Genomic DNA, 13,079 nt, shown 5'->3' on the forward strand with positions numbered 1-13,079 from the left:
CTACTCACCCGCCACCAGCCGGTATCCGGCACCGCGCACCGTCACGATGTGCCCGGCACCGAGCTTGCGCCGCAGTGCGCTCACATACACCTCGATGATGTTGACATCGCCCTCGTAGGCGAAGTCCCAGACGTGCTCCAGGATCTCCGCCTTGGAGACCACCTCGCCCGCCCGCAGCGCCAGCTCCTCCAGCACCGCGAACTCCTTCGCCGTCAGCGCCACTTCCGCGCCGTCCCGCTCCACCCGCTGTGCGCCCTGGTCGACGGTCAGCGTTCCCACCCGCAGCACCGGCAGCGCGCTGCGGCCGTGCCGGCGCAGCAGCGCCTTCACCCGCGCCACCAGCACCACATACGAGAACGGCTTGGTCAGATAGTCGTCGGCCCCGGTGTCCAGTCCCTCGGCCTCGTCGTACTCGCCGTCCTTCGCCGTCAGCATCAGCACCGGCACCTCATGGCCGGCCGCCCGCAGTGCCCCGCACACGCGGTAGCCGTTCATCCCCGGCAGCATGATGTCGAGCACGATCAGGTCATAGCCGTCCTCCGTGGCCCGGCGCAGCCCCTCCCGGCCGTCGTGCACCACGTCCACCGCGTACCCCTCGGCCATCAGTCCCTTGGCCAGCGACAGGGCCAGCCGCTTCTCGTCCTCGACGATCAGCAGACGGAACGGGCGGCGCGCGCCTCCGGGCGGACGGTGGCGGGTGACAGGCGGGTGCATGCGCTCACCATGCCATCCCTTTCCTGAAGCCCCCTTCAGGCACCTTCAGGCTCCCTTCAGCTTCGTTCAGCGAGTGTGTGGGCACAGCCGATCGCAAGGGGAGAACACACATGAAGCGCCATCTGATCATCGCCACCGCCGCGGCCGCCGCCCTCGTCGCCGGCGGCACGGTCACCGCCGTCGCGGTCAGCAACGACGCCGGCTCCGCCAACGCCGCCTCCGGCGGGCAGCTCCCGGCGAAGACGGTCGCCCACGATGCGGGTGCGCAGGCCTCGGGCACGGCCCAGGTGCAGGACGGCCGCTCCAGCATCCCGATGCAGGACGACGACGCGAACGGCCAGGAGGAGATCCGCGAGGCCAACGCCGCCAAGGTGAACGCACCGGACGCCGCGGCCGCCGCGCTGAAGGCCGTCCCCGGCACCGTGACCGGCCTCGACCTGGACGCGGACCGCCCCGGCCTGGTCTGGGACGCGGATGTGCTGGGCAAGGACGGCAAGTGGCACGAGATCACCCTCGACGCGGGCAACGCGCGGGTGCTGAACCAGCACGTCGACCACGACGAGGACGACGACGCCCAGGAGCGGGCCGCCGCCAAGAGCGCCAGGACCGACGCCGCGGCCGCCGCCCGCAGCGCGGCCTCGCACGGCAAGGTGACCTCCGTCGAGCTGGACGACGACCACCGGGGCAAGGCCGTCTGGGAGGTCGAGACGATCACCAAGGACGGCACGGAGCACAAGCTGCTGGTCGACCCGCAGTCCGGCAACGTGAGCGCCGCTCCGGCGCACGACACGGACGACGACGACAACGACGGCGCGGACGACTGAGCATCGCCCGCTCAACCCGGCCCCCGCCCACACTGTTGTGGGCGGGGGCGGGTTGCCGGTAGCTGGGGCCGGGCACGTGGTCGCTGCGCTGCCTGGACTCGGTGCGGGTTGACTGTGCCTGGGGTCTCTTCGCCCAGTCGTTGTGGGTGGTGGGTCGGAGGGGACGCCCGGTCCCCCGTCCTCGGCGCGGGCGGCCCTGGTACGTGGGAAAGACTGACCCGGCGTTCGCTCCGGTCCTGCGGGCGGGGCACCGGACATCCCCTCCGACCACCGCACGTTGGCGACCGTCCCGCCGTACCGATCACCGTTACGGCCACCACCAGCTCGCCCCTTGGCAGGGCACTGGGCAACCACCAGGTCCGAGCCGCACCAGGCGTTGGCAGGGCGCTGGCCGAGCGGGCGTGAAGGTCATTGGCCGCCCAGCCGTAGCCATCCGGCCGACCCGCCCCGGGTGTTCCTTGGCCGGACGCGGCATGTGTGCGGTGACGGACGGTGCCACCGGGCGGCAGACGGCAACGAACGAAGGCCGGAGGGGATGTACCGGGACCCGCCCGCAGGACCGGAGCGAACGCCGGGGAAATCTTTCCCACGTACCAGATGCGCCCGCGCCGAGGACGGGTTCCGGTGCGTCCCCTCCGGCCCCCGCGGCACTCACCGACCCCGTAAAGGCGCCAGCCCCCACGAGCCAACCGGCGACACTGAGGCCGGCGCCACGGCGCCCCAAAGGGGCGCGGGGAACTGCGCGCCCAGCCACAACGCACCCGCAGCCAAACAACGGCCCCCTCAGTCCCCGTTCGTCAGCCCGTCAACCAACTCATCGGCCGCCCGATACGGATCCGTCTCGCCCGCGACGATCCGCTCCGCGAGCGCATCCAGGCGCCGATCCCCCCGCAGATCGCCGATCCGCTCCCGCAGCGCCGTGACCGCGATCGTCTCGACCTCGTGGGCCGCACGCGAGCGGCGCCGCTCGCCCAGCACCCCCCGCTCCTCCATCCAGGCCCGGTGCTTCTCCAGCGCCTCGACGACCTCGTCGACACCCTCGCCCCGCGCCGCGACGGTCTTGACGATCGGCGGGCGCCAGTCCCCCGCCGCCCGGGATTCGCCCAGCCCCAGCATGTGATTGAGCTCGCGCGCGGTGGCATCCGCGCCGTCCCGGTCGGCCTTGTTGACGACGTAGACATCGCCGATTTCCAGGATTCCGGCCTTGGCCGCCTGGATGCCGTCGCCCATGCCGGGCGCGAGCAGCACCACGCTCGTATCGGCCTGCGAGGCGATTTCCACCTCGGACTGGCCGACGCCGACCGTCTCGACGAGGACCACATCGCAGCCCGCCGCGTCCAGGACCCGGATCGCCTGCGGTGCGGCCCAGGCCAGGCCGCCCAGATGGCCCCGGGTGGCCATCGAGCGGATGTACACGCCGGGATCCGAGGCGTGCTCGCTCATCCGTACGCGGTCGCCGAGGAGCGCACCACCGGAGAACGGCGAGGACGGGTCGACGGCGAGGACGCCGACCCGTTTGCCCGTCTTGCGGTACGCCGTCACCAGCGCGGAGGTGGTGGTGGACTTCCCGACGCCGGGCGACCCGGTCAGGCCGACCACATAGGCGTTGCCGGTGAGCGGCGCCAGGGCCGCCATCACCTCGCGCAGCTCCGGTGACGCCCCCTCCACGAGGGAGATCAGCCGGGCCACGGCCCTCGGCCGGCCCTCCCGTGCCTGCTCCACCAGCTGTGGGACGTCCACCATCGCCGCTCGGCTCCTTCGGTTCGCTGGTACGCGCATCGGCCCGCCCGTACGCGTGTACGTACGGGCACTCGGTTACTTACCCGGTACGCGAATGATCAGCGCGTCGCCCTGACCGCCGCCGCCACAGAGCGCGGCGGCACCCACGCCACCGCCCCGCCGGCGCAGCTCCAGCGCGAGATGCAGCACGATGCGGGCTCCGGACATCCCGATCGGGTGACCCAGCGCAATGGCGCCGCCGTTGACATTCACCTTTTCCGGGGACACCCCGAGGTCCTTCACCGACTGCACGGCGACGGCCGCGAACGCCTCGTTGATCTCGATCAGGTCAAGATCGGCGACGGTCAGTCCGTCCTTGCCCAGCGCGTGGTTGATCGCGTTGGAGGGCTGGGACTGGAGCGAGTTGTCGGGGCCGGCGACATTGCCGTGGGCGCCGATCTCCGCGATCCATTCGAGGCCCAGCGCCTCGGCCTTGGCCTTGCTCATGACGACCACGGCGGCGGCGCCGTCGGAGATCTGCGAGGAGGTGCCGGCGGTGATCGTGCCGTCCTTGGCGAAGGCCGGGCGGAGCTTGCCGAGCGATTCCGTGGTGGTTTCGCCGCGGATGCCCTCGTCCTTGCTGAAGACGACCGGCTCGCCCTTGCGCTGCGGGATCTCCACGGGGGTGATCTCGGCCTCGAAGAGCCCGTTCTTCTGGGCGGCTGCGGCCCGCTGGTGGGAGCGCGCGGCGACCTCGTCCTGCTCCGGTCGGGCGATGCCCAAACGGGTGTTGTGCTTCTCCGTCGACTCGCCCATCGCGATGCCTTCGTAGGCGTCGGTGAGGCCGTCGTGGGCCATCGCGTCGAGCATCTCGACGGCGCCGTACTTGAAGCCCTCACGGGACTTCGGAAGCAGGTGCGGGGCGTTGGTCATGGACTCCTGGCCACCGGCGACGATGACGTCGAACTCACCCGCGCGGATGAGCTGGTCGGCCAGCGCGATGGCGTCGAGGCCGGAGAGGCAGACCTTGTTGACGGTCAGCGCGGGGACGTTCATGGGGATGCCGGCCTTCACGGCCGCCTGGCGCGCCGGGATCTGCCCCGCCCCGGCCTGGAGCACCTGGCCCATGATCACGTACTGCACCTGGTCGCCGCCGATGCCCGCCCGGTCCAGTGCCGCCTTGATGGCGACGGCGCCCAGGTCGGCGCCGGAGAAGGTCCGCAGGGATCCCAGGAGCCGCCCCATGGGGGTGCGCGCTCCCGCCACGATCACTGAGGTGCTGCCGTTCGTGCCGTTCGTTGCAGACATGCGGTGCGGCCTTCCTTTGCAGGGAAGTTAACGAGGGTTACCCGTCAATGTACTGAGCGGTACGCGCCGGGTCACCGGCAAGGAGGTGTGATCGCGCGCACGTTGCGTAACCAGCCGTGCGAGGGGTGCACTGGAGCCATGCTGACGCGAATCGACCACATCGGGATCGCCTGTTTCGACCTCGACAAGACTGTCGAGTTCTACCGTGCCACGTATGGCTTCGAGGTGTTCCACACCGAGGTCAACGAGGAGCAGGGAGTCCGGGAGGCCATGATCAAAATCAATGGGACGTCGGACGGCGGCGCCTCGTATCTGCAGCTTCTGGAGCCCACCCGCGAGGACTCCGCAGTGGGCAAGTGGCTTGCCAAGAACGGCGAGGGAGTCCATCACATCGCCTTCGGCACCGCGGACGTGGACGGCGACTCCGAAGCCATCCGCGGCAAGGGCGTCCGGGTCCTCTACGACGAGCCCAGGACGGGTTCGATGGGGTCGCGGATCACCTTCCTGCACCCCAAGGATTGTCACGGAGTGCTCACCGAACTCGTCACCGCGGCGCCCGCCACCTCCGAAGAGCACTGACCCTCACCTTCCCCGGCCGGTAGAGTGCAGCTTCGGCCGGGGTAAGGGAGTGGGGCTCGGTCCATACTCTGCCGATGATCTGACACCATTTCTTCGGAAGGGTCAGCTCCGATGGGCGCAAGTCCGGTACGACGTGACGTGTACGGGACGAGCACCGCAGGACCGGAGACGGCCGCCACCATGACCAGGGGACGGATGGGACCGCGCAGTGCGGGGCAACGACCGCTACGAGGCTGACGACCACCTCTCGCAGTTCGAGGCCGAGATGGAGCGGCTGAAGAGCGAGCGGGACAAGGCCGTCCAGCACGCCGACGACCTCGGCTACCAGGTCGAGGTGCTGCGCGCCAAGCTCCATGAGGCGCGCCGCAACCTCGCGACCCGTCCTGCCTACGACAACGTCAGTCATCAGGCCGAGCAGATGCTGCGCAATGCGCAGATCCAGGCGGACCAACTGCGTACGGACGCCGAGCGCGAGCTGCGCGAGGCCCGGGCGCAGACCCAGCGGCTGCTGCAGGAACAGGCGGAGCGGCAGTCCCGGCTGGAGGCCGAGCTGCACGCCGAGGCGGTCACCCGGCGCCAGCGGCTCGACGAGGAGCTGAACGAGCGCCGGCAGACCGTCGAATCGCACGTCAACGAGAACGTCGCCTGGGCCGAACAGCTGCGTGCCCGGACGGAGTCGCAGGCCCGCCGGCTGATGGAGGAGTCCCGCCGGGAGGCCGAGCAGGCGCTGGCGGCCGCGCGGGACGAGGCTCAGCGGCTGGCCGAACGCGCCCGTGAGCGGCTCGGCACCGCGGCCGAAGAGGCCCGCACCGAAGCGGAAAGCATCCTGCGCCGCGCCCGCACGGACGCCGAGCGGCTGCTGAACGCCGCCTCCAACCAGGCCCAGGAGGCCACCGATCAGGCCGAGCAGCTGCGTACCAGCGTCGGCACCGAGTCGGAGGAGGCCCGCCGCCAGGCCGCGGAGCTGACCCGCACCGCCGAGGCCCGCGTCCAGGAGGCGGACAAGGCGCTGCGCGAGGCGCGCACCGAGGCCGAGAAGCTGGTCGAGGAGGCGCAGCAGAGCGCCACCAAGCGACTGACGGCGGCCGAGTCGGACAACGAGCAGCGCACCCGTACGGCCAAGGCGGAGATCGCCCGGCTGGTCGGCGAGGCCACCAAGGATGCCGAAGCGCTCAAGGCCGAGGCCGAGCAACTGCGCGAGGACGCCCGCGCGGAGGCCGACCGGCTGATCGCCGAGGCGCAGGAGGCCGCCCGGTCCCAGGCGTCGGAGGACGCCGCGGCCCAGCTGGCGAAGGCCGCCCGCACCGCCGAGGAGGTGCTGAACAAGGCCTCGGAGGACGCCAAGGCCACCACCAAGGCGGCCGCCGAGGAGGCCGAACGGCTGCGCAGCGAGGCCGAGGCCGAGGCGGACCGGCTGCGCGAAGAGGCACATGACACCGCGGCCCAGCTCAAGGGCGCGGCGAAGGACGACACCAAGGAGTACCGCGCCAAGACCGCCGAACTCCAGGAGGAGGCACGGCGGCTGCGCGGTGAGGCCGAGCAGCTGCGCGCGGACGCGGTCGCCGAGGGCGAGCGGATCCGCAGCGAGGCCCGCCGGGAGGCGGTCCAGCAGATCGAGGAGGCGGCCGGGTCCGCCGAGCAGCTGCTGGGCAAGGCCAAGGCCGATGCCGAGGAGACCCGTTCGGGCGCCGTCGCGGAGAGCGAGCGGGTACGGACGGAAGCCATCGAGCGGGCCACCGCGCTGCGCCGGCAGGCCGAAGAGGCGCTGCAGCGGGCCCGGTCGGAGGGCGAGGAGCTGCTGACCGAGGGCGCCCAGGCCGCGGAGATGGTGACCACCGAGGCCGAGGAGTCCGCCGCGCGGCTGCGCGAGGCGGCCGAAGAGGCCGCGGAGGAGCTGCGGACCGAAGCGCAGGCCGAGCTGGACCGGCTGCACGGCGAGGCGGAGGAGAAGGTCACCGCCGCCGAGCGGACGCTGCGCGACGCCCGCGCGGAGGCGGAGCGGCTGCGCCGGGAGACCCAGGAGGACGCGGCCCGGCTCAAGGCGGAGTCGGCGGAGCGGCGCCGGACGCTGCAGCAGCAGGCCGAGGAGGAGGCCGAGCGGCTGCGCGACGAGGCCGCGTCCGACGCCTCGTCGGCCCGTGCCGAGGCCGAGTCGGTGGCGACGCGGCTGCGCAGCGAGGCGTCGGCCGAGGCGGAGCGGCTGAAGTCGGAGGCGCAGGAGACCGCGGACCGGGTGCGTGCCGAGGCCGCGACGGCCGCGGAGCGCACCGGCGCGGAGGCGGCGCAGGCGCTGGCCGCGGCCCAGGAGGAGGCCGCGCGGCGGCGCCGGGAGGCCGAGCAGCTGCTGGGCGAGGCCCGCGAGGAGGCCCACCAGGAGCGCACCGCGGCGCGCGAGCAGAGCGAGGAGCTGCTGGCGTCGGCCCGTACCCGGGTGGGCGAGGCGCAGGAGGAAGCCGAGCGGCTGGTCGAGGAAGCGGACCGGCGTGCGGGCGAGTTGGTGGCGGCGGCCGAGCAGACCGCACAGCAGGTGCGGGACGCGGTCGCGGGGCTGCACGAGCAGGCCGGTGAGGAGATCGCCGGACTGCGTTCGGCGGCCGAGCATGCCGCGGAGCGCACCAAGGCCGAGGCGCAGGACGAGGCGGACCGGGTCCGCAAGGACGCCTACGAGGAGCGGGAGCGCGCCTCGCAGGACGCCGCACGGGCGCGGCAGGAGGCCCAGGAGGCCCAGGAGGCCGCGAAGGTCCTGGCGGAGCGGGCGGTTTCCGAGGCCATCGAGGAGGCCGACGCGCTCCGTACGGAGGCGGCCGGAGTCCTGGACGCGGCGCGCCGGGACGCCGGTACGGCGCGGTCCGAGGCCGCCGAGCAGGCCGACCGGCTGGTGTCGGAGGCGACCGGGCAGGCCGAGAAGCTGGTCGCGGACGCCACGGCGAAGGCACAGCAGCTGCGCACCGACGCCTCGGACGCGCTGGCCGCGGGCGAGCAGGATGCGGCGCGGGCCCGTGCGGAGGCGCGCAACGACGCGAACCGGATGCGCTCGGACGCCGCCGAGCAGGCCGACCGCCTGGTCACCGAGGCCCGCACGGAGGCCGAACGGATCGTCACCGAGGCGACCGAGCTGACCTCGTCGGCGCAGGACGACGCGGACCGTACGGTCCAGGAGGCCCAGCAGAACGCCGAGCGGCTGCGGGCCGAGGGCGAGCAGCAGGCGCAGGCCCTGGTGGCGGAGGCGACCGAGGCGGCCGAGCGGCTGCGGGCGGAGGCGGCCGAGGCGCTGGAGAAGGCCCGTCTCGACGCCGAGCACACCGGCGACCAGGCCCGCGAGGCGGCCAACAAGACCCGCTCGGACGCCGCCGAGCAGGCCGACCAGCTGATGTCGGAGGCGGCGACCGAGGCGGAGCGGCTGCGCACGGACGCGGCGGAGACGACCGCGGACGCCGAACGGGACGCGGACCGCACCCGGGCCGATGCCCGCGAGCAGGCGGACCGCATGGTCGCGACGGCCACCGCGGAGGCGGACCGACTGCGCACGGACGCGGCCGAGACGGTCACCGCCGCCCAGGAGCACGCCACCCGCACCCGCAGCGAGTCCGCGAAGGTCAAGGAGGACGCCGAGGCGGCGGCCGAGCGGACCCGGACGGACGCCCAGCAGGAGGCGGACCGGCTGATCGACGAGGCGCGCAAGGACGCCGCGGGGCGCCGTGGGGACGCGGCCGAGCAGGCGGACCAGCTCGTCGCCAAGGCCCAGGAGGAGGCCCTGAAGGCCGCCACCGCCGCCGAGGAGCAGGCCGACACGATGGTCGGCGCGGCCCGCAAGGAAGCCGACCGGCTCATCGCGGAGGCGACGACCGACGGCAGCGCCCGGGTGGAGAAGGCCCGGACGGACGCGAACACCCTGCTGGAGGAGGCCCGCCGCGACGCCACCGGCATCCGCGAGCGCGCCGAGGAGCTGCGCCAGCGGATCGAGTCCGAGGTCGAGGAACTGCACGAGCGGGCCCGCCGGGAGTCGGCGGAGACGATGAAGAACGCCGGCGAGCGCGTCGACAAGCTCATCGCGCAGGCCACCGCCCAGCAGGTGGAGGCCGAGGAGAAGGCCGACCGGATGGTCGCGGACGCCAACAGCGAGGCGAGCAAGGTCCGGATCTCGGCGGTGAAGAAGGCCGAGGGCCTGATCAAGGAGGCCGAGAACAAGAAGGCCGAGGCGGTGCGCGACGCGGAGGCGCGGCGCCGCGAGGCCGAGGACGAGGCCGCCCGCATCGTGGACGAGGGCAAGCGGGAGCTGGAGGTCCTGGTGCGCCGGCGCGAGGACATCAACGCCGAAATCAGCCGCGTTCAGGACGTTCTGGAGGCCCTGGAGTCGTTCGAGGCACCCGGCGGAAACGGGGAAGGCAAGGGCGGCGGGGTGAAGGCGGCCGCGGGCGCGGGGGCAACTCGTTCGAGTGGCAAGCAGTCTGAAGGGTAGCCACTCAAACGAGGGGTCATTCTCCAGATCAAACCGGCAATGACTCGATGACACGCCGTGATGACCCCTAGGATTCTCCTTATCACCTCACCGGTCTCTTCGACAGGAACCCCATGAGCGACACTTCCTCCCCCTTCGGCTTCGAGCTCGTGCGGCGTGGGTACGACCGCGGTCAGGTGGATGACCGCATTACGAAGCTCGTCGCCGACCGCGACAGCGCGCTGGCCCGCATCACGTCGCTGGAAAAGCGGATCGAGGAGCTGCACCTCGAAACGCAGAATGCCCAGGCGCAGGTCAATGACGCCGAACCGTCTTACGCGGGCCTCGGTGCGCGCGTGGAGAAGATCCTCCGCCTCGCCGAAGAGGAGGCGAAGGATCTGCGCGAAGAGGCCCGCCGGGCCGCCGAGCAGCACCGTGAGCTGGCCGAGTCGGCCGCCCAGCAGGTCCGTAACGACGCCGAGCAGTTCGCCACCGACCGGAAGGCGAAGGCGGAGGACGAGGGCGCCCGGATCGTCGAGAAGGCCAAGGGCGAGGCGGCCACGCTGCGCGCCGAGGCACAGAAGGACGCGCAGTCCAAGCGCGAGGAGGCGGACTCCCTCTTCGAGGAGACCCGCGCCAAGGCCGCGCAGGCCGCAGCGGACTTCGAGACCAACCTCGCCAAGCGCCGTGAGCAGTCCGAGCGCGACCTGGCCTCGCGTCAGGCCAAGGCCGAGAAGCGGCTCGCGGAGATCGAGCACCGCGCCGAGCAGCTCCGCCTGGAGGCCGAGAAGCTGCGGACGGACGCGGAGCGCCGGGCCCGCCAGACGGTGGAGACCGCGCAGCGCCAGGCCGAGGACATCGTGGCGGACGCCAACGCGAAGGCGGATCGTATCCGCAGCGAATCCGAGCGCGAGCTGGCGGCGCTGACCAACCGCCGCGACTCGATCAACGCCCAGCTGACCAACGTCCGCGAGATGCTGGCGACGCTGACCGGTGCGGCGGTGGCCGCGGCCGGTGCCCCCGGCGAGGACGAGACCGCCTCGCACGGCGTCCCCGCCCAGCAGACCCGCTGACCCGCCGGACCGCCGACCCTCCCCCGGCTAACGCTGGGTGGTGCCCCCAGGCAGGTTCCTCACCGGTCCGGACCGCGCCCCCGTACCGCCTCTGTGGTAGTGCGGGGGCGTGGTGCGTACGGGGGGGGGTCAGCCGGGCGGCCCCGCACCGGTGGCAGGGGCCACGGAGCGGGCCTAGCGTGCTGTACATGATCGAGCTCGAGGGGCTGACCAAGCATTACGGCGACAAGGTCGCCGTGGACCACCTCACCTTCACGGTGCGGCCCGGTATCGTCACCGGTTTCCTCGGCCCCAACGGCGCGGGCAAGTCGACGACCATGCGGATGATGCTCGACCTGGACAACCCGACGTCGGGCACGGTCCGGATCAACGGCAGGCACTACCGCCGGCTGCAGGATCCGCTGACGTACATCGGGGCCCTGCTGGAGGCGAAGTCGGTGCACGGCGGCCGGAGCGCCGCCAACCATCTGCTGTGTCTGGCGCAGAGCAACGGCATTCCCCGCAGACGGGTCGGCGAGGTGCTGGACACCGTGGGGCTGAGCACCGTCGCCAAGAAGCGGACGAAGGGGTTCTCGCTCGGGATGAGCCAGCGGCTGGGCATCGCCGCGGCGCTGCTCGGCGATCCGCAGGTGCTGCTCTTCGACGAGCCGGTCAACGGCCTCGACCCCGAAGGCATCCACTGGATCCGCACGCTCATGCAGAACCTCGCGGCCCAGGGCCGCACCGTTTTCGTCTCCTCGCACCTGATGAGCGAGATGGCGCTGACCGCCGAGCACCTGATCGTGATCGGGCAGGGCCGGCTGATGGCGGACACCTCGATGAAGGACTTCATCCACCAGAACTCGCGGTCCTACGTCCGGATGCGGTCCCCGGAGCAGGAGAAGCTGCTGGATCTGCTGCACACCGAGGGCATGCAGGCGGTGGCGGCCGGAAACGGCTCGCTGGAGGTCGACGGGGTGCCCGCGGAGCGGCTGGGCGAACTGGCCGCCGCACACCAGCTGGTGCTCCATGAGCTGAGCCCCCAGCAGGCCTCCCTGGAGGAGGCCTTCATGCAGCTGACGGCGGAGTCGGTGGAGTACCACGCGCACGGCGGCGAACCGGTGCCGGCGCAGGCCGGCGGGTGGTCGCCGGCGGCGCGGCCTCCGGGAGAGCCGCAGACGGCCGGGGCACGGCCGGGCGAACCGCAGCCGACCGGCTGGGGCGCAAACTGGCAGAAGAAGAAGAGGAGCTGACGGATGGCGGCGGTCGGGCAGGTCATTCGGTCGGAGTGGACCAAGATCAGATCGGTGCGGTCCACGGTGTGGACGCTGGGCATCGCCGTCGTGGTCACCGTGGGGCTGGGTGTGGTGATCTGCAGCCTGACCAGCAGCGACTTCAACTCGATGCCGGCCAGGGCCCGGCTGGCGTTCGACGCCACCAACATCAGCTTCGCCGGGATGGGGCTGGGCCAGCTGGCGATGATCGTCTTCGGGGTGCTGGTGGTGTCGAACGAGTACAGCACCGGCATGATCCGCGCCTCGCTGGCGGCCGTACCTCAGCGCGGCACCTTCCTGTTCTGCAAGCTGCTGGTGGCCACCGCACTGGTCTTTGTCGTCGGTCTGGCGACCAGCTTTGTGACGTTCTTCGCGGGGCAGTCGGTGCTGGGCGATCTCCGGGCGCATATCGGAGATCCGGGCGTGCTGCGCGCGGTGATCGGCGGCGGGCTCTATATGACGCTGATCGCGCTGTTCTCGATGGCGGTGGCCACCATGCTGCGCAGCCCGATGCTTTCGCTGGGCATTCTGATGCCGTTCTTCTTCCTCATTTCCAACATTCTCGGAAATGTCACGGCGACCCGGAAAATCGGCCGCTTTCTGCCGGACCAGGCGGGTTCAAAGATCATGCAAGTGGTGACGCCCGCCAACAGCGATGTGCCGTACGGCCCGTGGGGCGGGCTGGCAATCATGATCGCCTGGACGGCCGCGGCACTCGTCGGCGGATTCGTACTTCTGAAAAAGCGCGACGCGTAACGGATCATGCCTGGTGGATGGCGCCGAGCGGGTAGCCGAGAACGGATAGCGACGGATAGCGGATGGCGCATACCGGGGAAGGCCACCTCCCGTCCGGGGCCGTGTCCGCATCCGCGTCCACATCCGCGTTCCGTTCCGCCCCGTCCGTCTCTGAGCAGCGCGGGTGCGCCCCGGCGCCCGTCGCCGGCCGCAGGCGCAACGGCGAGAGCGCGCAGCCACCAAGCAGCGCAGCCCCGAAGCCCTGAAGCCGCCAAGCCGCCCAGCCGCCCAGCCGCCCAGCCGCGAGACGGCAAATCCGGAGCGCGGCGGGGCAGTCGGGAGCGTGAGGAATTGACGGGAACCGTCAACGGCCGGATAGCCTCCTAACCCTCACGGGGGCACGAGGGCGCCTCTGCCCCGACGATCTCGCGAGGGG

The 13,079-nt window shown here is 71.9% G+C and carries 9 protein-coding genes; 6 read left to right on the forward strand and 3 right to left on the reverse strand.

The genetic code is table 11. The features are described from left to right. Positions 1-714, reverse strand: coding sequence for a response regulator transcription factor (locus OHS81_RS10765; RefSeq protein WP_328384595.1), 714 nt, complete (start codon positions 712-714; stop codon positions 1-3). Between the two features lie 110 nt (positions 715-824). On the opposite strand from OHS81_RS10765, the gene OHS81_RS10770 reads away from it, so the two are divergent. Continuing rightward, entirely contained in the window at positions 825-1,538 is a 714-nt protein-coding gene (locus OHS81_RS10770) for a PepSY domain-containing protein (protein WP_328384596.1), read from the forward strand. Between the two features lie 783 nt (positions 1,539-2,321). Here OHS81_RS10770 and meaB read toward each other — a convergent pair. Then, positions 2,322-3,281, reverse strand: coding sequence for a methylmalonyl Co-A mutase-associated GTPase MeaB (gene meaB / locus OHS81_RS10775; protein ID WP_328384597.1), 960 nt, complete (start codon positions 3,279-3,281; stop codon positions 2,322-2,324). 72 nt (positions 3,282-3,353) lie between these two features. After that, positions 3,354-4,529 (reverse strand): acetyl-CoA C-acetyltransferase, encoded by a 1,176-nt coding sequence (locus OHS81_RS10780; protein WP_328391039.1) that lies wholly within the window; start codon positions 4,527-4,529, stop codon positions 3,354-3,356. A 174-nt stretch (positions 4,530-4,703) separates the two neighbouring features. Between OHS81_RS10780 and mce the strand changes: the two genes are divergently transcribed. From mce to OHS81_RS10805, 5 genes are all read left to right on the forward strand, one after another. Then, the gene (mce, locus tag OHS81_RS10785; RefSeq protein WP_328384598.1) at positions 4,704-5,144 is read left to right on the forward strand and encodes a methylmalonyl-CoA epimerase; all 441 of its coding nucleotides are present in this window, start codon (positions 4,704-4,706) and stop codon (positions 5,142-5,144) included. A 208-nt stretch (positions 5,145-5,352) separates the two neighbouring features. Next, positions 5,353-9,603, forward strand: a complete 4,251-nt coding sequence (gene scy, locus OHS81_RS10790) for a polarized growth protein Scy (RefSeq protein WP_328384599.1) — start codon at positions 5,353-5,355, stop codon at positions 9,601-9,603. 113 nt (positions 9,604-9,716) lie between these two features. Continuing rightward, positions 9,717-10,655, forward strand: a complete 939-nt coding sequence (locus OHS81_RS10795; protein WP_088800086.1) for a cellulose-binding protein — start codon at positions 9,717-9,719, stop codon at positions 10,653-10,655. Positions 10,656-10,843: 188 nt separating this feature from the next. Beyond that, positions 10,844-11,887 (forward strand): ABC transporter ATP-binding protein, encoded by a 1,044-nt coding sequence (locus OHS81_RS10800; RefSeq protein ID WP_328384600.1) that lies wholly within the window; start codon positions 10,844-10,846, stop codon positions 11,885-11,887. Positions 11,888-11,890: 3 nt separating this feature from the next. Further along, positions 11,891-12,664 (forward strand): ABC transporter permease, encoded by a 774-nt coding sequence (locus OHS81_RS10805; RefSeq protein WP_088800082.1) that lies wholly within the window; start codon positions 11,891-11,893, stop codon positions 12,662-12,664. Positions 12,665-13,079: the final 415 nt, after the last annotated feature.

It is taken from the genome of Streptomyces sp. NBC_00400, from assembly GCF_036048035.1.
Lineage (GTDB): Bacteria > Actinomycetota > Actinomycetes > Streptomycetales > Streptomycetaceae > Streptomyces.

Bases quoted from the DNA above. Each gene is read 5' to 3' on its own strand.
- OHS81_RS10795 (WP_088800086.1), top strand. From the start codon at position 9,717: ATGAGCGACACTTCCTCCCCCTTCGGCTTCGAGCTCGTGCGGCGTGGG.
- meaB (WP_328384597.1), bottom strand. From the start codon at position 3,281: ATGGTGGACGTCCCACAGCTGGTGGAGCAGGCACGGGAGGGCCGGCCG.
- OHS81_RS10805 (WP_088800082.1), top strand. From the start codon at position 11,891: ATGGCGGCGGTCGGGCAGGTCATTCGGTCGGAGTGGACCAAGATCAGA.
- OHS81_RS10800 (WP_328384600.1), top strand. From the start codon at position 10,844: ATGATCGAGCTCGAGGGGCTGACCAAGCATTACGGCGACAAGGTCGCC.
- mce (WP_328384598.1), top strand. From the start codon at position 4,704: ATGCTGACGCGAATCGACCACATCGGGATCGCCTGTTTCGACCTCGAC.
- OHS81_RS10765 (WP_328384595.1), bottom strand. From the start codon at position 714: ATGCACCCGCCTGTCACCCGCCACCGTCCGCCCGGAGGCGCGCGCCGC.
- OHS81_RS10770 (WP_328384596.1), top strand. From the start codon at position 825: ATGAAGCGCCATCTGATCATCGCCACCGCCGCGGCCGCCGCCCTCGTC.